A 25039-nucleotide genomic window follows, 5' to 3' on the forward strand; every position below is an offset into this window, starting at 1 on the left:
AAAGTGAATCCATATGGGTCTTTTTTTATTTTCATTTTTCTAAAAGGTCAGACATCTTACGTATGACATAAAACCTCTTTGTTTTATTTTTAGTAATATAACGAGCGTTTTATGTACAAACTTTATACGAACTTCTGAAAGGGGCAACTACATGCAATATGTAATGAGCATTATCGGTATTCTTGTCGTTTTAGGTTTATGTTTTGCTTTGTCAAACAACAAAAGTAAAATCAACTTCCGTGCAATTGCTATTATGATTGGTTTTCAAATTTTAATCGGTTGGTTTATGTTTGGCACAAAGATTGGTCAACAAGTCATTATTTTCATTGGTAAAGTTTTCAACAAACTAATTAAACTTGGTACGACAGGTGTCGATTTTCTCTTTAATGGAATTCAAAGAGATTTTGTCTTTTTCTTAAATGTATTATTAATTATCGTATTTTTCTCAGCACTACTTTCTATCTTTAGTTATTTAGGTGTTTTACCATTCATCGTTCGCGTTGTCGGCGGTGCCATTTCAAAAATTACCGGTTTACCACGCGTCGAGTCATTCCACGCAGTAAACTCTGTATTCTTCGGTTCAAGTGAAGCGTTAATCGTTATTAAAAATGATTTACAACATTTTAACAAAAACCGTATGTTTATCATTTGTTGTTCTGCAATGAGTTCCGTTTCTGCTTCTGTTACAGCATCATACGTAATGATGTTAGATGCGAAATATGTACTAGCAGCTCTTCCATTAAACTTATTCTCAAGCTTAATCGTTTGTTCGCTATTAACACCAGTTGATACGAAGAAAGAAGATGAAGTGATTCAAAAATTTGATAGAACTTTATTCGGAGACAGCTTTATCGGCGCAATGATTAACGGTGCGCTTGATGGTTTAAAAGTAGCTGGTATCGTTGCTGCATTAATGATCGCCTTCATCGGTGTGATGGAAGTTGTAAACTACGTAATTAGCGCAGCTTCAGGTGCAATGGGATATGCTGTTACGTTACAACAAATCTTCGGTTATATACTTGCTCCATTCGCATTCTTAATGGGTATTCCAACTCAAGATATTATCCCAGCTGGTGGTATTATGGGTACGAAGATTGTATTAAACGAATTTGTAGCAATTCTTGATTTAAAAGATGTTGCATCAACATTATCTCCACGTACAGTTGGAATCGTTACAGTATTCTTAATTAGCTTCGCAAGTATTAGCCAAATTGGTGCGATTGTCGGTACAATCCGTGCCCTTTCTGAAAAACAAGGAAGCATCGTTTCTAAATTCGGCTGGAAAATGTTATTTGCATCAACACTTGCTTCTATTTTATCTGCAACAATCGCTGGATTGTTTATATAATAAAAAACTCCACCTTACTTCTCCTTTTTCAAAAGGAAATTTAAGTGGAGTTTTTTTACTTTCTTCTATATGTATTTTTATGTAAACTCCACCAGAAAAATATAAAGTGTTTTTCCGAATTATTCCAAAAATGTATTCCCCTCTATATTCTATAGTGATATGATGTACAAGGGTATAATTCAAATTTTTAAAATCGAAAATTTGAGTTAGTGTCACTTATACGAATGATAATTTCAAGACATAAGTGATGATAATTAAAACACAATAGAAGGATGATAGAATGAAAAAATATACATATATCGCTTTACTTTCTTCTGCTATTCTCGTAGGTTGTAACACTAGTAGCACTAGTGATAAACAAATAAAAGAAGCAACGGCGAAACAAACAGTTGAACAAAAAAAAGCGAAAGCGGTTGAACTGCCTTTAACACAAGGGATTATTACATGGGATCCTTATGAATATAACGCACAAAACACCACGCTTTATACCAAAGATTTAAGAGATTCATTCACACAAGTACGTTACAATATTTGGCGTACTGCTGATGGTCCTGAAAGCAAACAAACTTTTACTTCACAAGAAAAAGATCGTGACTTTGCCCTCCCACTACATTTAAAATCATTTCATTTAAAACGTGGCGAATTTCAAATTGAAACAGTAGGAATCAAAGAAGATCATACTGAAACAGATCTAGTAACATCTAAAATTACATTCCAGCAACATGTACCCGTATTAATGTACCATGCGATTGAAAAATACCCTGGACCAAGTGATGGGGATTACGGCTTATACGTACCACCTGAGCAATTCGAAAAGCATATGCAATATTTGAAAGATAACGGTTATACGATGCTTACGTTTGAACGTTGGAATGATATAAATCGTGTAAATAAACCTATTTTTGTAACGATGGATGATGGTCGAAAAAATAATATGAATGCTCTTCATATTTTACAAAAATTAAAGGATGATAGATTCCAACCTACGGCTACTGAATTTCTTACTGCAAATGAGATAGACAAACCAAATCGTCTATCAACAGATGAAATAAAACAAATGATGGATTCAGGCATTTTTTCTATTCAATCGCATACTGCTAATCATACGATGATGGCTCATTCAAGTAATTATGATGAGGAATTACGTAGTTCGAAAGAAAAAATCGAAGCCCTTACTGGTAAAAAAGTCATTGCTCTCGCCTATCCAGTAGGTTCTTATAATGATCCAGCTGTTGAAGAAACAAAAAAACATTATGAATTCGCAGTAACTACTGATCATGGTAATCACATTACAAAAGGGATGCCAAACGAACAGTACTTAATTAAACGCCATTTTGTAGGACCTAATACATCTATGGAAAAATTCATATCTCTTATAAAGTAAACTTTACTAAAAGACGAAAGAATATTTCTATCGAAAGGCACTAACCTATCTCATAATTAAAAATGATATGATGAACAAGGGTATGTCCCCACCTCTCTTACAGCGGTGGGGATTTTAAATACGTATGCAACATAATACACAATAGAAGGTGATTTTATGAGAAAATACGCAGCAATTGCTTTATGTACGTCTGCCATTCTAGCAGGTTGTAATACTAGCAATGTAAGTCAAGAACCTAAAAAAGAGAAAAAGGTTCAAGAAACTAAGAAACAAGAAGATACTGTGCAAGAACAAGGTAAAATTTCTTATACTCCTATTACACACGAATCTACAAACACTACTATTCACATGACAGATATAAAAGATACTTTAACTGAGGTCCAATATAAAATTTGGCGAACTGCTGATGGAAAGGAAACTGCTAAATCTTTGTCCTCTAAAGAAAAGGAAAAGCAATTTTCACTTCCTTTTGACATAAAAGAATTTGAAGGAAAACGCGGTGAGTTCCAAATTGAAGCAATAGGAATGAAAGAAGATGGGAAAACCATTCCACTCACAAAATCTGCTATTACTTTCGAGCAAAAAGTTCCTGTTCTTATGTACCATGCAATCGATGATTATCACGGACAAGGCATTAAAGATTTATTCGTATCACCTGCTAACTTTGAAGCCCAAATGAAATATTTAAAGGACAACGGCTATACATTACTAACTTTTGAACGCTGGGGCGATATAAATAAAGTAAATAAGCCTATCTTCGTTACATTTGATGACGGTATGAAAAATAATATGAATGCATTTCATATTTTACAAAAGCTAAAAGATGATACGTTTAAACCAACAGCAACAGAATATATGATTGTTAATAATGTCGATGCTGAAGGCTCTCTTTCTACATCTGACATAAAAGAAATGGTTGATTCCGGCATTTTCTCCATGCAATCTCATACTGCAACACATGCAGACTTACCGAAGATTACAAACTATGAAGAAGAATTAAAGGAATCAAAAGAAAAGCTAGAAAAAATAACTGGTAAGCCCGTTATCGCAGTTGCTTATCCATTCGGTCATGTGGATGATAAAGTCGTTGCAGAAACGAAGAAATATTATCAATTTGCGACGACAACAAAATCTGGAAAGTTCATTACAAAAGGCGAACCCGATGAGTTTTTAAAAATGAAGCGTGTTCGCATCCACCACACGACGACCGTAGAACAATTTGCTTCTTCAATTAAATAACGATGAGAGCTCAATATATTTTGAGCTCTCTTTTTACGCTATATTTATATATATTTTTTGAATTTTCTTGTATTATATATAGTAAGAAATCTTTCAAATTAAAGGAGATTATACATATGTCATTTGAACAAACGTTAGAGAAATATGCTGCCCTTGCAGTCAATGTTGGTGTTAATATTCAACCAGGACAAACATTATCAATTAGTGCACCTCTTGAAGCTGTACAATTTGTACGCCTCGTTACAGAAAAAGCATATAAATCTGGTGCAAAACACGTATATGTGGATTGGAATGATGAGACGTTAACACGCTTAAAGTTCGATCTAGCTCCTGAAGAAGCATTCGCTGAGTTCCCATCTTGGAAAGCACATGCTCGTGAAGAATTAGCAAAAGAAGGCGCTGCCTTTATGTCTATTTATGCAGAAAACCCTGATTTATTAAAAGGTGTAGAATCAACGCGTATCGCAACAGCTCATAAAGTAGCTGGTGAAGCAATGAAAGTATACCGCGATTACGTACAAGCTGATAAAGTAAGCTGGTGTGTCATTTCTGTTCCTACGAAAGAATGGGCTGCGAAAGTATTCCCTGACGTTGCACCAGAAGAACGAGAAGCAAAACTATGGGATGCTATTTTCAAAGCTACTCGTGCTGATCTAGAAAATCCTGTAGAAGCATGGAAAGAACACGATGAAACGTTACATACAAAAGTTGATTACTTAAACGAAAAACATTATAAAGCTCTTCACTATACGGGTCCTGGAACAGATTTAACAATCGAACTTCCAGAAAAGCATGTATGGGCTGGTGCTGGTAGCTTAAATGAAAAGAACGTACCATTTATGGCGAACATTCCAACTGAAGAAGTATTTACAATGCCACTTAAAACTGGTGTAAACGGCCAAGTATCTAGTACAAAACCGTTAGCATTTGCAGGTAACATTATCGATAACTTCACATTAACATTTGAAAACGGACGTATCGTAGACTATAAAGCTGAAACTGGTGAAGAGGCTTTAAAACATTTAGTAGAAACAGATGAAGGTTCTCACTTCTTAGGAGAAGTGGCTTTAGTACCTCATGACTCACCAATTTCAAACACAAATATTTTATTCTACAATACGCTATTTGACGAAAACGCATCTTGCCACCTTGCAATCGGAAGTGCTTATGCATTCAACTTAGTTGGCGGAAAAACAATGTCTAAAGAAGAACTTGCTGAAAACGGAGCAAATACTAGTATTACACACAACGACTTCATGATCGGATCAGCTGAGCTTGATATCGATGGTATTACAGATGACGGAAGACATGAACCAATCTTCCGTAAAGGTAACTGGGCATTTTAATAAAAAACAAAAGGCTATCTCCCGCACCGGAAGATAGCCTTTTATGATGCCGATGAAACCTTAAGTCCAATTACTCCTAAAACAATAAAGAGAATACAAAATGCTTGGAATAAGCTAATGTGCTCTTTAAAAAAATACACGCTAATGATTGTAATAAGTAATGTTCCTACACCAGACCAAATGGCATAAGCGATACTTAAATGAATTTTTTTGACAACGATTGCAAATACGCTGAAACAAATTCCATAAAATACGAAAATCAGTACACTTGGAACGAGCTTTGTTAAACCGTTTGATAATTTCATCGCAATTGTTCCAGCTACTTCAAAAATAATTGTTACGAGTAATAATAGCCAATATACCATACTAGAATCTCCTTCTCTATTACCTTATAGAGATTCTAGTATACTACTTATAGTCCTAATGAAATATATTTAATTTCTAAATATTCCTCGATACCGAAATGCCCTCCTTCACGGCCAATACCACTTTCTTTAAAGCCACCAAACGGTGCTTGTGCAACTGATGGAAGTCCATCATTTAATCCGATAATACCGTACTCTAATGCCTCGCTAACTTGGAATGCTTGACTAATATCTTTTGTGAAAATATAAGCAGCTAAGCCATATGGTGTATGATTTGCACGTTCGATTACTTCTTCAACCGTTTTAAATTTCGCAACTGGTGCTACTGGTCCGAATGTTTCTTCATTCATACAAAGCATCGTATCGTTCGCCAATCCAATTACAGTTGGTTGCATAAAGTGTCCATCTAGCTCTGCAACCTTTTGGCCACCATATAAAACTGTTCCACCCTTTTGAATAGCATCTTCAATATGTTCCTGTACTTTCGAAACTGCATTCTCGTCAATAAGTGGTCCTACAGTCGTTCCGTCACCAAAGCCGTCTCCTACTTTTAACTGCCCTACTGCCTTTTGAAACTTCTCTGCAAATACTTCATACACTTCTTCCTGAACAAATACTCGGTTTGTACATATACACGTTTGTCCTGCGTTACGGAATTTCGAACCGATTACCGCCTCTACAGCTTTATCTAAGTCCGCATCATTCATAACAATAAACGGCGCGTGACCACCTAACTCAAGTGAAACCTTTTTCATCGTTTGTGCAGCACTAGCCATTAATTCTTTCCCAATCTCAGTTGATCCTGTAAAGGAAACTTTTCGAACACGTCCATCTTCCATCCACGTATCAGCAATTGTTTTCGCACTACCTGTTACAATGTTTATTACACCTTTAGGAATGTCCGCTTCATGGGCTAATTCAGCTAATTTTAACGCAGTTAACGGCGTTTGACTTGCAGGTTTTACAACCGCTGTACATCCTGCTGCAAGCGCTGGAGCTACCTTTCTCGTAATCATAGCAGCCGGGAAATTCCAAGGTGTAATAGCTGCCATAACCCCAACTGGTTGCTTCATAACTAAAATACGTTTATTTGGATGAGAAGCAGGAATCATTTCACCGTATACGCGTTTTCCTTCTTCTGCATACCATTCAACAAAGCTATTTGCATAATTCACTTCACCAAGTGCTTCTGCAAACGGCTTTCCTTGTTCCCTCGTCATGATCGCTGCAATCTCTTCTTTATTTTCATCAATAAGTGTGAACCATTTTTTTAACTTCACTGCACGGTCTGCCGCTGTTAACTTAGACCATGATTTAAAAGCTTCATGAGCAGCATCAACAGCTTGCTTTGCCTCTGTTACCCCGCCCTTTGGTACCGTCGCAAATATTTCCTTCGTTGCTGGATTATTTACTTCGATTTGTTCTTGCAATGTAATCCACTCACCATTTATATACATCGCCTTTTTCTCTACATTTACAAACGTCGCTTTTTTATCCAATGTTTTCTTCCTCCTCTATAAGTTTCTTTATCTTCCTAGTGGCAGCAGATTGACTTATTTTTAAAAACTCCGCTACTTTATAACTCGATCCATATGTTTTATATGCTTTCAAAATAATATTACGTTCTACTTCTTCTAACATTTTATAGAGACTTTGGCCAGACTGTTCAACCGTTGATTCTTGCATCGCTATTGGCAAATCTTCTATCGTAACGATATCATCAGCAGTTATAACAATTCTCTCAATCACATTTTCAATTTCTCTATTATTTCCTTCCCACGGGTAACCAACAAACATTTGTAATGTGCTAGGTGCTAATTTTACATTCCGGCCATATTTCTCGTTAAAGTGCTGTAAATAATGATAAATGAGCGGCAAAATGTCTTCGGTTCTTTCCCTGAGTGGCGGAATTAAAATTGGAATGACATTCAGACGATAATATAAATCTTTCCGGAATGTTCCTTGTTTCACCATCATACTTAAATCTCGATTTGTTGCCGCTACAATTCTAACATCCACTTTTTTTAATTCTCTTCCGCCAATAGGGCGGAACGTTTTTTCTTGCAACACTTGCAAAAGTTTCGCTTGAATTTCAAGTGGCATTTCGCCAATTTCATCTAAGAAAAGAGTTCCTTTATGAGCTGATTCTAATAATCCCTTTTTCCCTTCACGATTCGCACCTGTAAAAGATCCACCTGAGTATCCAAAAAGCTCTGATTCAATTAAATTCGTTGGCAATGCCGCACAATTAATTTCATGGAAACTTTCATTCTTCCTGTTACTCACTTCATGTAAATGACGTACTAATCGACTCTTCCCTACTCCTGTCTCACCTAAAACGAGAACTGTACTATCTACCACGGATACTTTCTTGATTGTCTCGACTATTTTTTGCATAGCGATACTTTTAAAAATAAGCCCTTCATGTTCATATGTTTCTCTTAATTCTTTTTTATATGTTTTTAACTGATTATCCATTTCCTCTACCTTTTGACGTAATTGGTAGAGCTCTGTAAGATCACGAGAATAACTAATTACTCTTCTTAAATTTCCCTCATTATCAAAAACAGGCCTTGTACGAACGTGTAAATACTCTCCTGATTTTGTCGTTTGAACGAGTTCAATCGGTCTCTTTTTTTCAATTACTTCTAACGTTGCCGATGGATAAAAGATACCATCCTTTTGTAGTTCTTTTACATGCTTACCTACTAACTCTTTAGCAGCTAGTTGATAGTGCCTTTCACATGTACTATTTACACGCACAACGATTCCCTTTTCGTCAGTCACAAAAATTTCGTCAAACGCATATTCAAATACATCTTGTAAATCCATTAACACTCGTTCCTTTTCTCCAACCATCCTAGCCACCCCTAACTTCCAATCCATCGATTCACTTCACTACCTTTATTATAAAGTGAATTTTCTGCATTTTATATAGAGTCAGCTAGAATGTTTGCGATTTATTATTTAGCTTTTAAACACGAGCAGTATTTGCTTTCTCATAACAGACTTGCAATGATTCTTCAATTATTGTTAATCCTTCTTCAAGTTGCTCATCTGTAATAACTAATGGCATTAATACACGAATAACATTTCCATATGTTCCTGCTGATAGTAGGAGTAATCCGCGTTTATTTGCCTCTGCGCACAAATTAGCTGTTAACGTTTTATCAGGTGCTTTCGTCTTCCGATCTTGAACGAGCTCAAATGCACACATCGCTCCTAAACCACGCACATCACCGATGCAATTATATTTATTTTTCATCTCTTCGAATCGGTTCATTACGACTTTTCCTAATTCTATCGCTCTATCATTTAAATTCTCTCTTTCTATTACATCAAGTACTGCTAACGCTGCCGCACATCCTAGTGGGCTTCCTGCATACGTTCCACCAAGCTCTCCTGGCGCAGATTCATTCATAATTTCCTTGCGCCCAATAACACCACTAATCGGTACACCAGCGCCTAATGATTTAGATACCGTAATTAAATCTGGAACGACATCATAATGATCAATGGCAAAGTATTTTCCTGTACGGCTAAATCCTGTTTGAATTTCATCCGCTACAAATAAGATGCCGTGTTCTGAACAAATATTGCGTACTTCTTGAACAAACTTCTTACTTGGAACGATAAATCCACCTTCCCCTTGAACAGGTTCCATTACAACAGCTGCAATTGTTTCTGGTGCTACTTCTGATATGAAGAAATTCTTAAACTCTTCAATCATAAAGTCATCGTACTGCTCTTCCGTTAATCCTTCTGGACGGCGATATTCGTACGGAAACGGCGCTTTATATACCTCTGGAGCGAATGGGCCAAATCCAAATTTATATGGCTTTACTTTACTTGTCATCGTCATTGTCATTAATGTACGCCCATGGAACCCTTTAGAAAATGCGATAATACCAGGTCTTTTTGTATATTTACGAGCGATTTTCACCGCATTTTCAACCGCTTCTGCACCACTATTTAAAAATAGTACTTGCTTATCAAAACTTCCTGGCGCTAATGCCGCAAGTTTTTCTGCTAATTCAATATATGGCTCATACATCATGACATTAAATCCAGTATGAATGTATTGATCTACTTGTTTATGGAGCGCTTCTTTAACAGCTGGATGACAATGTCCTACGTTAATTGTTCCGATTGCTCCCGCGAAATCAATGTACTGATTGCCATCAACATCTGTTACAAGAGCACCATTTGCAGATTGTACAAACGTTAGGATGCCGTTACTTACCCCTTTTGGTACTATATTTTGGCGGCGTTCTAATAAAGACGCTGCTTTCGGTCCAGGAATTTGTTCATTTACTTTAGCAAATTTTTTTGTGTTCATTACGTACCCCATCCTTTTCTTTACATTGTTTTCTCTTTTCATTGCAAAATGTATGCCAACATTCTTTTCCAGTATTCATCCTACATGCCTTCTATGTCGACATAAAAAATAAGTCTATAAAGACTCTTTAAGAGTCCTTATAGACTTATTTTCCTTACACATTAGACTTTCCTTGTTCCCAAATCAACTCACCCGAATGAGAAATAAACTCCCCAACAGATTGTACTACTAAATCCGCAAGTGGTTCTAACGTTTGACGATCTCCTGTACCAGACAGTACTCCAATTGCATAGCAATCGCCACCGTTCTTAGCTAAATACAAATCTGTTGGCGTATCCCCTACGACCGCTACTTCACATGCCTCTAAATGAAACTTTTCACAAAAGGATTCTACAATTCTTTTATCAGGTTTCTGTGCCGGAAACGTATCTGAAGCCACAACATAATCAAAAAAAGATTCTAATTGATATTGTTTTAAAAATAATTCTGTCGGCGCGAAATCATCCGCTGTAACAACACCTAAAATAAATCCTCTATCCTTTAAACCTTGTAAAATTCTCGGTAAATCTGCTGTCATTCTCATATGGGAGCGGTACTCGTACATAAGCGAAAATAATTTTTCACTTACCCACTCATGCATCTCCTCTTCCTTAGATGACGCAATATACTTACAAAGCCCCTTTGCTACATCGAGGCTTGTTCCAGCAGCTATTGCACTACGAGGATGAACAAATGCCCCATCCACACCGATCTCTTTTAATAAATCCTGCTGCATTGACTGTGGGAGTTGATATAATTTTATACATTCAGCGACAAGCTCTTCAGCTACTTTTATCCAAATTGAATGAAAATCCATTAATGTTCCATCTTTATCAAATAGTATTGCCTTTACCTTCTCCATAGCACCCTACCTCTCGTCTCTTATCTCCTCTAGTGTACCAATAAAATATGGATATAAAATAAACGAATTGTAAAAATACCATAAAAATCAAACTAACTTCCAATTTACAATTCTTCTATATAATAAAAAGGATGCCTTTACAGGGCATCCTCTTGTTGTTCAGGAACAAATAGTTCAAGACAATGATATATATTTTCGAATTCCATCGGTGCATCTCCACCGTATTCACCGTCTAAGTTAATCATTAGTTTATCTGGTGAATGCACTTTAATTCGATTTGCTTGTGTGTATAGTACTTTTGGATTGTTAATATGTTCACCACGCTGCGCTTGTGTTGCTGCTTTAATTAAGTCAGCGATAGAACCTTTTTTCAGCACTAATAAATCAAATAATCCATCATTAATTGATGCATATGGTGCTACTTTTTCAAAACCGCCCACTGAACGAGTATTCGTAATTAAAAACATCGTAATTTCTTCTTGTAGTAATTTTCCATCATACTCAATTTCAACATATGTTGGATGTAATGACGGTAACATTTCAATACCTTTTAAATAATAAGCAAGTTGTCCTAATACTGTCTTTAGCTTACTTGGTACTTCATATGTTAATTCTGTAATACGGCCGCCACCAGCGATATTAATGAAATATGTATCATTTGCTCTACCAAGATCTAACGGAACTGTTTTTCCTTCACAAATAATATCCGCAGCCTCTTCAATAGCACGAGGTACACCGATCGCACGCGCAAAATCATTTGTCGTTCCAACTGGAATAATTCCAAACTTTGGACGATGTTCATGTCCTACTAAACCGTTCACCACTTCATTTAATGTACCATCACCACCAGCTGCGATAACAACATCAAACTTACGATCCGCAGCTTGCCTAGCTGCCACAGTCGCATCTCCAGGACCCGTTGTCGCATGACAAGACGCTTCATATCCAGCTTGTTCTAATTTTTGTAATACTTCCGGTAAGCTCTTCTTAAATAGCTCGCGCCCAGAAGTAGGATTATAAATAATTCTTGCTCGTTTCATCATTTATTAGCACAGGAAATTTCTTTATATATCAAAAAGAACATACCGAACTTCTATTCAGTATTCCTATGCCTACCTCCTCTCATCTTCCTATCCTTCTTTTATCCCGCTCAAACAGGCAGTAAGAACCCGATTCGTGTAGTCCATCAAAAGTAAATATTCATTTCAATGGTTTTGTTTTATTTGACAAAAAATTTATGTCTATCTATTTCCTCACAACAATTTACATATAACGAATAATAATTATCTATTATTTCATGAGATGAAAAAAAACCTCTATGTCTAGATTTATCATTATTCCCACCTTTTTGCAACTATCATACCATAGTTGCTATACAAACATTTTTCCACTTTTGACAGTTAATCAAACGTTTGTTTAAACGATCTTCTCTCATTTAAACAAACGTTTGATTAACCTAGAAAAACACCCGTACATGGGTGTTTTTCTGCTTAATCTTTAAAAGTTACTACTATTATCGCTTATTAATCTCTTCAAGTAAGATTTTGTTAACAAGCGGCGGATTTGCTTGTCCTTTTGTAGCTTTCATAATTTGACCAACTAAGAAGCCAATTGCACGGTCTTTACCGTTTTTAAAGTCTTCGATAGATTGCTCATTATTATCAAGAATTTCTGTTACAACTTTACGAAGTGTACCCTCGTCAGAAATTTGAACAAGACCTTTCGCTTTAACGATTTCTTCTGGGTCTCCACCTTTTTCAATTAATTCGTTAAATACTTTCTTCGCGATTTTAGAAGAAATTGTACCTTTTTCAATTAATTGAACCATTTTAGATAGACCAGCAGGCGTTAATGCAACGTCTTTTAATTCTTTTTGTTGTTTGTTTAAGTATGCAAGCACTTCACCCATTAACCAGTTTGATGTTAATTTCGCATCAGCACCGTCTGCAATTGCAGCTTCAAAGAAATCAGACATTTCTTTCGTTAATGTTAATACGTGTGCATCATAAGCAGGTAAGCCAATTTCTGCAACGTAGCGAGCTTTACGTGCATCTGGAAGTTCTGGAATCGAAGCACGAATTTCTTCTTTCCACTCATCATCGATGTAAAGTTCAACTAAGTCTGGCTCCGGGAAGTAACGGTAATCGTCAGATCCTTCTTTCACACGCATTAAGATTGTTTTCTTCGTTGCTTCATCATAACGACGTGTTTCTTGTTGGATGATACCACCAGATAACAATTCTTTCTCTTGGCGCACTTGCTCGTGCTCAAGACCTTTTTGTACGTAAGTGAATGAGTTTAAGTTTTTCAGTTCCGCTTTTGTACCGAACTTCTCTTGTCCAACTGGACGAAGGGAAATGTTCGCATCACAACGCAAGGAACCTTCTTCCATCTTACAATCAGATACGCCAGTGTATTGAATGATTGATTTTAACTTCTCTAAGTATGCATATGCTTCTTCTGGCGTACGCATATCTGGCTCAGATACGATCTCGATTAAAGGCATACCTTGACGGTTGTAGTCTACTAATGAACCATCAGCTGTATGCGTTGATTTACCAGCATCTTCTTCTAAATGAAGACGTGTAATACCGATACGTTTCTTTTTACCGTCTACTTCAATTTCAATCCAACCATTTTCACCAATTGGCTTATCGAATTGAGAAATTTGGTAAGCTTTCGGATTATCTGGGTAGAAATAGTTTTTACGGTCGAACTTCGTTTCCGTTGCGATTTCACAGTTTAATGCCATTGCAGCTTTCATTGCAAAGTTAACTGCTTCTTTATTTAAAGTAGGAAGTACCCCTGGGTATCCTAAGTCAATTACACTTGTTTGTGTATTTGGCTCCGCTCCGAATTCTGTTGGACTCGCAGAGAAAATTTTCGAATTTGTTTTTAACTCAACGTGAACCTCTAAACCAATAATTGTTTCTAAATTCATCTATGCTCGCCTCCTTACAGACTTGCTTTTTTTGTATGATAGTCTGTTGCTTGCTCAAACGCATGTGCAACGCGGTAAATTGTCGCTTCATCGAAGTGTTTACCAATAATTTGTAGACCAAGTGGCATGTTGTTAGCACCGAATCCACATGGAACAGAAATCGCTGGAACACCCGCTAAATTTACTGGGATTGTTAAAATGTCATTTGCATACATTGTCATTGGATCATCAACTTTTTCGCCCACTTTAAATGCCGGAGTTGGCGTTGTTGGTCCAATAATAACATCGTAGTTAGCAAATACATTTTCAAAGTCGTTTTTAATTAATGTACGTACTTGTTGTGCTTTCTTGTAGTATGCATCATAGTAACCTGAGCTAAGTGCAAATGTACCAAGCATAATACGACGTTTTACTTCATCACCAAAACCTTCGCTACGTGTGTTTTTGTAAAGGTCTAATAAATTATTTACATTATCAGAACGAACACCGTAACGTACGCCATCAAAGCGTGAAAGGTTAGCAGATGCTTCAGAAGAAGATAATAAGTAATACGTTGCTAGAGCGTATTTAGAGTGTGGAAGAGATACTTCCTCCCAAGTTGCGCCCATACCTTCTAATACTTTTAAAGCAGCTAGTACTGACTCACGAGCTTCTTCGCCAACACCTTCTCCTAAGTATTCTTTCGGTACAGCAATGCGTAAACCTTTAACGTCGCCTGTTAAACCAGCTAAGTAGTTTCCTACTTCAACGTTAGCAGAAGTTGCATCCATACGGTCAATACCTGAAATAGCTTGTAATAAGTATGCATTATCTTCTACTGTACGTGTAATCGGTCCGATTTGGTCAAGTGAAGATGCGAATGCTACTAATCCGTAACGAGATACGCGTCCGTAAGTTGGTTTTAAACCTACAACGCCGCAATATGCAGCTGGCTGACGGATAGAACCACCCGTATCAGAACCTAGAGAGAATAATACTTCTCCTGCTGCTACAGCTGCTGCAGAACCACCACTAGATCCGCCTGGAACGTAATCTAAGTTCCATGGATTTTTCGTAGCGTAGAAACCTGAGTTTTCATTTGAAGAACCCATTGCGAACTCGTCCATATTTAACTTTCCGATTGTAACTGTGTCAGCAGCTTTTAGCTTTTGCACAACTGTTGCATCATAAATTGGATCAAAGTTTGCTAACATTTTGCTCGCACAAGTTGTACGAAGACCGTTAGTTACAATGTTATCTTTTACACCAATTGGCATACCGAATAATAAACCATTATCTTCAGCACCAATTTTCGTGTCTAATTCTTTCGCTTTCGCGCGTGCGTTTTCTTCATCTAATGTAAGAAAAGCTTTTACGTTATCTTCAACATCCGCAATACGTTTGTAAGATTCTTCTACTAAATCCGTAACGGAAATTTCTTTGTTGTTTAACTTCTTATGTAACTCTGATACGGAATGATCAAATAATGACATCGAAATTCCCCTCCTCTATTCTAATACTGCTGGAACACGGATTTGATTATCTTTGTGATCCGGTGCATTTTTTAATACTTCTTCGACTGGTAAACCTTTTTCTGGTACATCTTCACGCATAACATTTTTCATAGTTAATACATGAGTTGTTGGTTTTACATCAGTTGTATCTAATTCATTTAACTGTTCTGCAAATGTAACAATTGCATCTAGTTGTTTTTGAAATTTTTCAGCTTCTTGATCAGTAATTGCAAGACGTGCTAAATGTGCTACGTGCTTTACATTCTCAACGGAAATTCTTGACACGGCTAGGCCACCTCCATAATATATCGTTCAATCTACAATACTATTGATGATACCAAATTTTCAGTACTTCAAGCAAGTCAACACACGGCACTTACTGCATTTTTACATAAAAAAAGAAAGGCAAACGCCTTTCTTTACGATTTACTCTTTATCTAACGGTTTATTTTTCGGAAATCTCTCGTTATCTTCTTCATTATCACGAATTGTTTTTTGTAATACAAAACAAGACATCGTTAAAAATAATGTTCCAATTAAATAATATCCTTTTACACTAAGCGTTTCATCTAACGTATAAATCCCAATTAGCATACCTGAAAGTGCACAAACAAATGAAGTCCATGCTAAAAACGTGAACGCTTGCGTATTACGTCTTCTCATCGTTCTCCCCCTCGTTAGCTATACATCCATTATAGATAAGTATATTTACCATGATGGATTTTTATGTAAGTTCTAGTTTTATATTTATAAATCCATCATAAAAGAATACTATTTTAAAGTTAGTTTTCTGTCTAATCTGAAAAAATAGTTAAAATTATTGACATTTATTTCAATTCTGCATAAAATAAAAACAAATATTACGAACCTCGAAATATACGGGAGTGGAAATAATTGTTGCAATATGAACATTTTTTAGACTTACTGCTAGATAACGCCAAGAAACTTTTTTATCCTGAAGAATGGGTAAGCCTAGATTTAACACTCTCTAAAACAGAAGTATTTTGTTTACTTTGGATGGAGCGAAATACAGATATTACAATGACAAAAATTGCTGACCTTCTTGATATACCGATGAGTACAACGACAGGTGTTGTAAATCGCCTCGTAAAAAAGGGATATATTGAAAGGTACCGTGATGAAAACGACCGACGCATTGTATTAATTCGTTTAACAGAAAACGGCGTAATGCTCGTCCAAGAAGTAAAACAAAATGCAGCCCATTACTTTAACCTAGTGACAGAAGCATTATCAGAAGAAGAAAAAGCATTCTTACTACAAATCTTCCAAAAGATCATGAATCACATCGCTACGTCACAGCAAAAAACAGAAGAAAAGGTTTCTACACCTAAAATGAAAAACATTCCGATTGAATAAAACCCTAGTTGGGTTTTTATTCAATATTTTATTTCGGTACTCGTAATATTCGACACTCGAAACAAAGGGGATAGAATAATGAGAATTATTTTGTATACAGGTAAAGGCGGCGTAGGAAAAACTAGCATTTCAGCAGCAACAGCACTTCAAAGCGCAAAACAAGGATTAAAAACATTAGTAATGGGTACAGATCCTGCTCATAGTTTAGGAGATTCATTTGGTATAAAGCTATCTTCTGAGCCATTAGAAATTCGTGAAAATTTGTGGGCACAAGAAATTAATACGATTTATGAGATGGAAAAAGGATGGGGGAAATTACAGAAATATATTACGCTACTCTTCACTTCCAAAGCAGCTGATGATATTACAACAGAAGAATTAACAATGTTTCCTGGTATAGAAGATTTAATTAGCTTACTTCGCGTACTCGATTATTATAAACAAAACACATATGATGTTATCATCATTGATTGCGCTCCAACAGGAGAAACATTAGCAATGCTCAGCTTTCCAGACATGCTCGGCTGGTGGATGGAAAAACTCTTTCCTATTAAAAGAAAAATTTTAAAAGTTGTTCGCCCTGTAGCTCAACCACTTCTTGGTGTCCCCCTTCCAACCGATGATATTATGGACGAATTAACAAGTACACTTGAACAGCTCGGAGAAATGAGAGATATTTTATCAAACCGAGAAATAACAAGTATCCGCATCGTTGTAAATCCTGAAAAAATGGTCATTAAAGAAGCACAGCGCAGCTTTACGTATTTAAATTTGTACAATTATAACGTAGATGCCATTATGATCAACCGAGTCATTCCTAACACTGTCACTGATCCCTATTTTCAAGCTTGGAAAGATACGCAAAAGAAATATAAAACATTAATTCAAGATAGTTTTGATCCACTTCCTATTTACGAAGCTCCAATGTTTGAACAAGAAGTTGTTGGTTTACCTATGTTAGAGCGTGTAGGAGACACTTTATTTAAATCAGATTCTTCTCCTACTGAAGTGAAATTTAACGGTCGCACTCAATATGTCAAAAAAGATGGCAATGAGTATATTTTCGTGCTATCCATCCCCTTCTCAAACAAAAGCGAACTTTCATTAAATCAAAAAGGTGATGAACTTATTATTCGGGCTGGTTCTGTGAAACGAAATATCACATTGCCCAAAACATTAACCCACCTTTCTATCCAAGGAGCTAAGTTTGAAGATGATGTACTTAACATTCGATTTGGAGGTGTAGTGCATGCATGAAGAACTATTACGAAAAGTAATTCGTACAAAAATAAAAGTCAGTATGTATATATTAGAAGAGTTACCTGCCCCAATCCAGCAATCAGCTAAGCACATGCTAAACATTTTACAAGAGGAGCTAGCTGCTTATCCGAAAGAACAAGAGCATCATGAGGATAATTTAAAAAGTATCGTAATCGAATAACCACAAAAAAATAGACCAGGAAAACTCCTGGTCCATCACTCTACTTAACAAACATTGGATTCTACGTTATACAGAATTGGAAGGTACAGAATTAGGGTTTTGTTTGTTAAGTAGATTATATGTTGAACGAGCTAACAGCGGAGGGGGTCCTTCTGCTAGTCCGTTAAACTCAATCATTATTTTACGATTTTTTCAAGCTCATCAAGTGAAAGATCTACTGAAATGGAACCATCATTTGTTTCTTTCTTAATTGCATCTGTTACTTCTTTTGAATGATATAGTTCAATTACTTTTTTCAGTGTTGGATCATCTTTATCTTTTGTACGAGCTGCGAAAATATTAATATATGGCTTCGCATTTTCATTCTTTGGATCTTCTAAGAAAATTGGATCCTTCGCTGGATCTAATCCAGCTTGACCAGCAACACCGTTATTAATAACTGAAGCTGCAACATCTTTTAATACACGAGGTGTTTGCTGTGCGATAACCGGTGTAATTTTTAACTTCTTCGGATTTTCAGCAATGCCGCTTGGATCTCCGAATAAGCCAAAGTCTTTCTTAAGCTTTAATAATCCAGCTGCATCAAGAAGTTTTAATGCACGAGCTTGGTTCGTTGGATCATTTGGAATCGCAATTTCTGAACCATCTGGAATTTCATTTGCCTTCTTATATTTTTCAGAGTATAAGCCCATTGGTGCAATTTGCGTTGTACCAACAGCTGTAATATCTAACTTATGCTCTTTTTTAAATTGCTCTAAGAAAGCAACGTGCTGGAATGAGTTTAGTTCAATATCTCCATCAGCTAACGCTTTATTTGGCGTTGTGTAATCAGAGAACTCAACCAGTTTAATTTTAATTCCCTCTTTTTCAGCTTTTTTCTTTAAAATTTCCCAAGCGTCTCCATCTGTTCCGGTTACGCCAACGCGAACTACTTTCTCTTTTGCTCCTGCCCCCGTGTCTCCACTTGAGCAGCCGCTTAACGCTGAAATTCCTACAATCGCTGATAATGCAAATGCTAAAATTTTCTTCATTTTCTTTTCCCCTCTTCCTTTTTATGATCTGCGTAAAAAGACTTTCGCAAAGTAGTTTCCTAAATTTTGAGCTACCTGTACAAGAATAATAAGTAAAACGACCGTTACGAACATAACTGATGTATCAAAACGTTGATAACCATATGTCATCGCTAAGTCACCAAGACCGCCACCACCGACAAGCCCAGCAACTGCAGAAAATTCAATTAAACCAACTGTCATAAACGTAACACCTAAAATCAATGGCGCTAACGCTTCTGGCACAAGGATTTCAAAAACAATTCTAATTGGTGAAGCCCCCATCGCTTGAGCTGCTTCAATGACTCCCTTTGGAACTGAAACAAGATTTGTTTCAACCATTCTAGCAATACCGATTGATGCAACTAACGTCATCGGAAAGATTGCTGCTGCTGTTCCAATCGTCGTTCCGATAACACTTCTTGTTAGTGGGCTTAAAGCTACTAAGAAGATAATGAATGGAACCGGACGAATTGTGTTAATAATGATATTAAGAATAGAAAAGACCCATTTATTTTCTAAAAAGTTCCCTTTTCTCGTTACATATAACAGTAAACCTAGAGGTATACCAAGGATTGTAGCAAATATAAGGGTTACAATTACCATTAAGAGGGTATCCCCCGTCGCATCTACTATGCGGGGCCAAAATATACTCCAATCAACTCGCATGAGCTTTTACCTCCTTCAGCTGCACTTGTAGTCGTAGATGTTGTAATGCTTTTTGAATTTCTTTCTGCTCACCTTGCAGTTCTACAAGTAGATTTCCAAATAGCACATTTTGAAGTTCAATAATATTTCCGTACAGTACGTTTACATCGACGTTATAGTTTTTCGCGATATATGATAGTACCGGCTGCCCTGTCTCTTCACCAGTAAATGTTAAGCGATAAATTTGTCCACCATTTTGAATTTTCCCTAGAACACTTTCCGGTAAATGATCATTAATAATGGAGCGTACAAAGTTTTGAGTTGTCTTTGTTTTTGGTTGTGTGAAAACGTCAAATAGTTTTCCTTCTTCAATAACCTTTCCCTTCTCCATTACAGCTACACGGTGACAAATTTCTTTCACAACATGCATTTCATGTGTAATGAGTAGAATCGTTACATTGTATTCTCGATTTACTTTCTTTAATAAGTTCAGAATCTCTGTCGTTGTTTCTGGATCTAAAGCTGATGTTGCCTCATCACATATAAGAATGTCTGGCGATGTTGCAAGTGCTCTAGCAATGCCAACACGTTGTTTTTGACCACCTGATAGTTGCTCTGGATAATAGTTTGCTTTATCTTCTAATCCTACAAACTTCAGCAGTTCATTTACTCTTTCTTTTATCTCATTCTTTGGTACTTTCGCTAACCTTAATGGATAAGCAATATTCCCAAACACTGTTCTTGAATTAAATAAATTAAAACTTTGAAAAATCATCCCGATTCTTTGTCTTAGCTTCCGTAATTCTTTCGTCGATAAAGATGTAATATCTTTATCATCTATTGAAATCGTTCCTGCCGTTGGTCTCTCTAACATATTTACTAGGCGTAATAACGTACTCTTTCCAGCGCCACTAAAACCGATGATACCGAAAATTTCGCCCTTCCCAACTGATAATGTTACATCCTCCACCGCATGAACAGATTGCCCACCTGATTCATATAATTTACTTACGTTGTTAAAAGAAATCATTTTCTTCCCTCCTATATGCTGTAAAAACTTGAAGTAGAGCTTTCGAGGTAAAATAAAAAGTGCTCTCCTTCTTATCAACCATAAAGATAAGAAGGAGAGCACTTATATGTACTCGTTCACATCTTCTCATCTTCCAAGCCTTTTATAAGGCTTGCTGGAGTTAGCACGGTATTAAAAAACCCGTTGCTGAGGTATCGTAGGGCCAGTCCCTCCACCTCTCTGGATAAGAATGTATCGATTTAATTGTCGTTTAATTAATTCTCATTATAGAACTCAGAATAATAAGAGTCAATACATTTTTTAGAAAAATATTAATTATTCCTCTATTAAAATTTTCAAATAAAAAATCACATACAATAATGATTTTTAAAGTTATGTTAAATTCTCCTCCTTCATATTTTTTAAAAGGAGAATCCTTTCTATAAATTGAATACCATTATTTGAATATGAAATCGGAGGAAGATGAATATATGAAAACAGCTCTTTTACTCGTTGATATTCAAAATGATTATTTTCCACATGGAAAGATGGAATTGCGTAATCCAGTAGAAGCAAGCCAATATGCTAGTCAGCTGCTACAACTCTTTAGAACGAAAAACGAACCTATTTTTCATATCCAACATGTAGCAATAAAAGATGACGCTACTTTTTTCCTACCCAATACAGAAGGTGTACATATTCATGAAAGCGTACGTCCACTTAGAGAAGAAACCGTTATACTCAAACATTATCCAAATAGTTTTCGCGAAACTGATCTTCTAGAACAATTACAACGTTTAAACATTGAGCACGTCATCATATGCGGGATGATGACTCATATGTGTATTGATGCTACCGTAAGGGCTGCTTTTGATTTCGGCTTTCCATGTACCGTTATACATGATGCTTGTGCTACAAAAGATCTTTCTTTTAAGAATGCTACTATACCGGCCGTTTATATTCATAACACAATTTTGGCTAGTTTAAATGGAGTATATGCAACTGTAATGAGTACAGAGGAGTTTTTGGCTACAAAAAAACACTCCCTTCAGTGAGCAAAACCGAAAAGAGTGTTTCTTGTCAAACCATAGATTTTCTTTCAAATTGTATTATACAGGAAATCCTTAAAATGAATACTAAAAAATATGACTAATAAGTCAACTTTTCTCGTTGTTTTGTTTCTATTTACATGTTTATCCCGATATTAATAAGGTTTAGCTAGTTCCAAGTACCGAATGGTAATATACGGTACTTAGAACTGGTTTCTCCTATCAAAAACGTAACATATTATTTATCTGTTTATTTTTGCTTCTTTTTCAAATACTCCGCACGCAATTTTTCAATTTGCTGCTTTTTATCAAATTTGGCAGGCGTCTGTTTTTCATGAAACTTTGCCACGGCTACCTGACTTTTGTAATCCAATTGATATTTTCCCACTTTGTTCACCTACTTTTCTTGTCTTTAAAGAGAATCTATTCAACAAATATAGTATACCTTATTTACTGAAGTAAACCTTATTACTTTATTAGTTTTTCTACTCATATCTATCTTGATCCAAATATAGAAAATTTTTCAAAAAAAAAAAAAAAAGAGATCTTCGCAGACTGCGAAGACCTCTTCTACTATTTCTTATAAAGTTTCAGAAGTAGTTTTTGCTTGCATGTGAAGTGCTAAGTAGTCAGGGCCACCAGCTTTAGAGTCTGTACCAGACATGTTAAAGCCACCGAATGGTTGGTAACCTACGATTGCACCAGTACATCCACGGTTGAAGTATAAGTTACCCACGTGGAATTCTTCACGTGCTTTTTCAATATGGTCACGGTTATTAGTAACAACAGCACCTGTTAAACCGTATTCTGTATTGTTTGCAATTGCAAGTGCATGATCAAAGTCTTTTGCTTTACAGAATGCTACTACTGGTCCGAAGATTTCTTCTTTCATTAAGCGAGCATCTTCTGCAACGTCAGCAACGATTGTTGGTTGGATGAACCAGCCTTTAGAATCGTCTCCTTCGCCACCTGTTAAGATTCTACCTTCTTCTTTACCAATTGCAACATAGCTCATTACTTTATCGAATGCAGCTTGGTCATTAACAGGACCCATGTTTGTACCTAATACAGCTGGGTTAGCAACTGTTAATTCTTTCGTTAATTCAACAGCACGATTTAATACGTGATCGTATACATCTTCATGGATTACTGCACGAGAACATGCAGAACATTTTTGTCCTGAGAATCCGAATGCTGATGCAACGATAGATTTAGCTGCTAATTCAAGATCTGCTTCTTTATCAACAACGATTGTATCTTTACCACCCATTTCAGCGATAACGCGTTTTAACCAAATTTGGCCTGGGTTTACTTTCGCTGCGCGCTCATAAATACGGATACCTACATCACGAGATCCAGTGAAGCTCACGAAACGTGTACGAGGGTGATCTACTAAGTAGTCACCAACTTCAGAACCATTACCTGGAACGAAGTTTACTACGCCAGCTGGTAAGCCAGCTTCTTCTAATACTTCCATGAATTTCGCTGCTACTACAGGAGTTGTACTAGCTGGTTTTAGTAATACTGTGTTACCAGAAACTAAAGCAGCTGTTGTCATACCTGCCATAATTGCGAATGGGAAGTTCCAAGGAGAAATGATAACACCTACTCCTAATGGAATGTAAGAGAAACGATTATATTCAATTGGACGGCTTTCTACTGGAATACCGTCTTTTAATTTTAACATTTGACGACCATAATATTCCATAAAGTCGATTGCTTCTGCTGTATCAGCATCTGCCTCATTCCATGGTTTACCTGCTTCTTTTACAAGAATAGCAGAGAATTCATGTTTTCTGCGACGAACGATTGCTGCAGCACGGAATAAAATGTCTGCACGCATTTCTGGCTTTGATTTTCTCCAAGTTTGGAATGTTTCATCCGCTACTTGCATTGCTTTTTCAGCTAACTCACGGCTTGCTTTTGAAACGCGACCAACAAGTTCCTCTTTATTTGCAGGGTTTACAGAAACAATTTTGTCTTCTGTAGTGATTTTTTCTCCCCCAATAATTAATGGATAGTCTTGTCCAAGATAAGATTCTACTTTCTTTAAACCTTCTTCAAACGCTAATTTGTTAGCCTCCACTGAAAAATCTGTAAATGGCTCATGTTTGTATGCTACTACCATTCTTTTTAGCCTCCCCTTAGAAAAACGTTTACATTTTACAACATTATTCTACACGATAATTTAGATTTATTCAAATATTCCTAGACTTATATTTTAAAAATTAATTAATTTTTAAAATATAATAAAAAAATAGAGTTATACATACGTATAACTCTACAAAATATGAGTATATTCCAAAATGTTTTTTCCAATCAATAAAATAGTTACTAACAAAAATAAAGTTCTTACATATCCAACACCTTTTTGGACTGCAAACTTCGATCCAAAATAAGCGCCAAAAATCATCGACAATCCCATAATAATACCGTATTCAAAATGAATTACGTCTAAAAATAAAAAAGTAATTAAAGATACGATATTACTAACAAAGTTCAAAAGTTTTCCAGATGCTGCCGCCTGAATAAAATCCAAACCAACTAATAAAAATGCAAAAATTAAAAAGGATCCTGTCCCTGGTCCAAAAAATCCATCGTAAAACCCTATCATTAAAATAACAAAGAAAAATATTAATGTTTTTCTTTTCGTCATCTTCTTATAGGTAGATACACTTCCCCAATCCTTTTTTGCAATAATATAAATGGCAATAAACACCAACATCACAAGCACTAACGGACGTAAAATATCTGGCGGAATAAACTTTACTACTAAAGCGCCTGCGACCGCTCCTATAACAGTTAACGGGATTAACTTTCCTACAATTTTAAAATCGACCTTTCCTGATCGAATAAAATAAACTGCACTCGTAAACGTCCCCATCGTTGCAGCTAATTTATTCGTTGCAATTGCCGAAGCTGGTGGTAAACCAACAAACATAAGTGCTGGAAGCGAAATTAATCCTCCACCGCCAACAACTGAATCAATAAAAGCTGCTAAAAAGCCGAATGCAATTAATAAAATAATGACTTGAAAACTTAATTCGTCCATGTGCTTTACCCCTTACACCCCATTATTTATAACATTTTAAATTATAACAAAATTCCTC

24 protein-coding genes and 1 riboswitch are annotated in these 25039 nt (G+C 36.1%); of the genes, 8 read left to right on the forward strand and 16 right to left on the reverse strand.

The features are described 5' to 3' along the window. The first annotated feature begins 151 nt into the window (after positions 1–151). From JDS82_RS20745 to JDS82_RS20760, 4 genes are all read left to right on the forward strand, one after another. Positions 152–1348 (forward strand): NupC/NupG family nucleoside CNT transporter, encoded by a 1197-nt coding sequence (locus tag JDS82_RS20745; protein ID WP_001200508.1) that lies wholly within the window; start codon positions 152–154, stop codon positions 1346–1348. 280 nt (positions 1349–1628) lie between these two features. Beyond that, the gene (locus JDS82_RS20750; protein WP_000760994.1) at positions 1629–2732 is read left to right on the forward strand and encodes a polysaccharide deacetylase family protein; all 1104 of its coding nucleotides are present in this window, start codon (positions 1629–1631) and stop codon (positions 2730–2732) included. A 156-nt stretch (positions 2733–2888) separates the two neighbouring features. Further along, positions 2889–3971: a polysaccharide deacetylase family protein gene (locus JDS82_RS20755; protein ID WP_199713858.1), complete on the forward strand. Its 1083-nt coding sequence runs from the start codon at positions 2889–2891 to the stop codon at positions 3969–3971. Positions 3972–4087: 116 nt separating this feature from the next. After that, positions 4088–5317, forward strand: coding sequence for an aminopeptidase (locus JDS82_RS20760; protein ID WP_199713859.1), 1230 nt, complete (start codon positions 4088–4090; stop codon positions 5315–5317). A 41-nt stretch (positions 5318–5358) separates the two neighbouring features. Here JDS82_RS20760 and JDS82_RS20765 read toward each other — a convergent pair whose 3' ends face one another. The 10 genes from JDS82_RS20765 to JDS82_RS20810 form a co-directional block, all read right to left on the reverse strand. After that, positions 5359–5682, reverse strand: coding sequence for a DMT family transporter (locus tag JDS82_RS20765; protein ID WP_000263262.1), 324 nt, complete (start codon positions 5680–5682; stop codon positions 5359–5361). A gap of 47 nt (positions 5683–5729) precedes the next feature. Further along, positions 5730–7181, reverse strand: coding sequence for an NADP-dependent succinate-semialdehyde dehydrogenase (gene gabD, locus JDS82_RS20770; RefSeq protein WP_199713860.1), 1452 nt, complete (start codon positions 7179–7181; stop codon positions 5730–5732). Beyond that, complete coding sequence (locus JDS82_RS20775) at positions 7174–8541, reverse strand: sigma-54 interaction domain-containing protein (RefSeq protein WP_000232669.1); 1368 nt, start codon at positions 8539–8541, stop codon at positions 7174–7176. Before JDS82_RS20775 ends, gabD begins: the two co-directional genes overlap by 8 nt. Positions 8542–8656: 115 nt before the next feature. Further along, positions 8657–10021, reverse strand: coding sequence for a 4-aminobutyrate--2-oxoglutarate transaminase (gene gabT, locus JDS82_RS20780; protein WP_033660245.1), 1365 nt, complete (start codon positions 10019–10021; stop codon positions 8657–8659). 154 nt (positions 10022–10175) lie between these two features. Beyond that, positions 10176–10922, reverse strand: a complete 747-nt coding sequence (locus tag JDS82_RS20785; protein WP_061672130.1) for an HAD family hydrolase — start codon at positions 10920–10922, stop codon at positions 10176–10178. A gap of 137 nt (positions 10923–11059) precedes the next feature. Further along, a complete protein-coding gene (locus JDS82_RS20790; RefSeq protein ID WP_000977669.1) occupies positions 11060–11965 on the reverse strand; it encodes a diacylglycerol kinase in 906 nt (301 codons plus the stop codon). A gap of 470 nt (positions 11966–12435) precedes the next feature. Further along, positions 12436–13863: an Asp-tRNA(Asn)/Glu-tRNA(Gln) amidotransferase subunit GatB gene (gene gatB, locus JDS82_RS20795; protein ID WP_001047687.1), complete on the reverse strand. Its 1428-nt coding sequence runs from the start codon at positions 13861–13863 to the stop codon at positions 12436–12438. 14 nt (positions 13864–13877) lie between these two features. Next, entirely contained in the window at positions 13878–15335 is a 1458-nt protein-coding gene (gatA, locus tag JDS82_RS20800; protein WP_048542045.1) for an Asp-tRNA(Asn)/Glu-tRNA(Gln) amidotransferase subunit GatA, read from the reverse strand. A 15-nt stretch (positions 15336–15350) separates the two neighbouring features. After that, positions 15351–15641, reverse strand: a complete 291-nt coding sequence (gatC, locus tag JDS82_RS20805) for an Asp-tRNA(Asn)/Glu-tRNA(Gln) amidotransferase subunit GatC (protein ID WP_000086999.1) — start codon at positions 15639–15641, stop codon at positions 15351–15353. Between the two features lie 141 nt (positions 15642–15782). Then, positions 15783–16019 carry a YiaA/YiaB family inner membrane protein gene (locus JDS82_RS20810; protein ID WP_001254393.1) on the reverse strand — a complete coding sequence of 79 codons (237 nt, stop codon included), beginning with the start codon at positions 16017–16019 and terminating at the stop codon, positions 15783–15785. A gap of 231 nt (positions 16020–16250) precedes the next feature. On the opposite strand from JDS82_RS20810, the gene JDS82_RS20815 reads away from it, so the two are divergent. From JDS82_RS20815 to JDS82_RS20825, 3 genes are all read left to right on the forward strand, one after another. Next, positions 16251–16733: a MarR family winged helix-turn-helix transcriptional regulator gene (locus JDS82_RS20815; RefSeq protein ID WP_000942477.1), complete on the forward strand. Its 483-nt coding sequence runs from the start codon at positions 16251–16253 to the stop codon at positions 16731–16733. A 75-nt stretch (positions 16734–16808) separates the two neighbouring features. Further along, on the forward strand, positions 16809–17990 hold the full coding sequence (locus tag JDS82_RS20820) for a TRC40/GET3/ArsA family transport-energizing ATPase (protein WP_199713866.1): 1182 nt from the start codon (positions 16809–16811) through the stop codon (positions 17988–17990). Next, positions 17983–18174, forward strand: coding sequence for a DUF3926 domain-containing protein (locus JDS82_RS20825; protein ID WP_199713861.1), 192 nt, complete (start codon positions 17983–17985; stop codon positions 18172–18174). Before JDS82_RS20820 ends, JDS82_RS20825 begins: the two co-directional genes overlap by 8 nt. Positions 18175–18350: 176 nt before the next feature. Here JDS82_RS20825 and JDS82_RS20830 read toward each other — a convergent pair whose 3' ends face one another. Genes JDS82_RS20830 through JDS82_RS20840 form a run of 3 tightly spaced genes read right to left on the reverse strand, consistent with a single transcriptional unit; the run spans position 18351 to position 20901 of the window. Then, positions 18351–19205 (reverse strand): MetQ/NlpA family ABC transporter substrate-binding protein, encoded by an 855-nt coding sequence (locus tag JDS82_RS20830; RefSeq protein ID WP_000721586.1) that lies wholly within the window; start codon positions 19203–19205, stop codon positions 18351–18353. A gap of 21 nt (positions 19206–19226) precedes the next feature. Next, entirely contained in the window at positions 19227–19892 is a 666-nt protein-coding gene (locus JDS82_RS20835) for a methionine ABC transporter permease (RefSeq protein ID WP_001261881.1), read from the reverse strand. Further along, positions 19882–20901: a methionine ABC transporter ATP-binding protein gene (locus JDS82_RS20840; protein ID WP_000622963.1), complete on the reverse strand. Its 1020-nt coding sequence runs from the start codon at positions 20899–20901 to the stop codon at positions 19882–19884. Before JDS82_RS20840 ends, JDS82_RS20835 begins: the two co-directional genes overlap by 11 nt. Positions 20902–21024: 123 nt before the next feature. After that, positions 21025–21131, reverse strand: a riboswitch (SAM riboswitch). A 240-nt stretch (positions 21132–21371) separates the two neighbouring features. Here JDS82_RS20840 and JDS82_RS20845 point away from each other — a divergent pair. Beyond that, a complete protein-coding gene (locus tag JDS82_RS20845) occupies positions 21372–21935 on the forward strand; it encodes a cysteine hydrolase family protein (RefSeq protein ID WP_002108858.1) in 564 nt (187 codons plus the stop codon). A 244-nt stretch (positions 21936–22179) separates the two neighbouring features. On the opposite strand, the gene JDS82_RS20850 is transcribed toward JDS82_RS20845, so the two are convergent. The 3 genes from JDS82_RS20850 to JDS82_RS20860 form a co-directional block, all read right to left on the reverse strand. Further along, positions 22180–22317 (reverse strand): hypothetical protein, encoded by a 138-nt coding sequence (locus tag JDS82_RS20850; protein ID WP_000521651.1) that lies wholly within the window; start codon positions 22315–22317, stop codon positions 22180–22182. Positions 22318–22509: 192 nt separating this feature from the next. Beyond that, positions 22510–24057 carry an L-glutamate gamma-semialdehyde dehydrogenase gene (pruA, locus tag JDS82_RS20855; protein ID WP_000259557.1) on the reverse strand — a complete coding sequence of 516 codons (1548 nt, stop codon included), beginning with the start codon at positions 24055–24057 and terminating at the stop codon, positions 22510–22512. Positions 24058–24210: 153 nt separating this feature from the next. Then, positions 24211–24981, reverse strand: a complete 771-nt coding sequence (locus JDS82_RS20860) for a TSUP family transporter (RefSeq protein ID WP_048567196.1) — start codon at positions 24979–24981, stop codon at positions 24211–24213. Positions 24982–25039 lie beyond the last annotated feature (58 nt).

Source organism: Bacillus cereus group sp. N14 (assembly GCF_016483555.1).
In the GTDB taxonomy this organism is placed as follows: Bacteria; Bacillota; Bacilli; order Bacillales; family Bacillaceae_G; genus Bacillus_A; species Bacillus_A wiedmannii.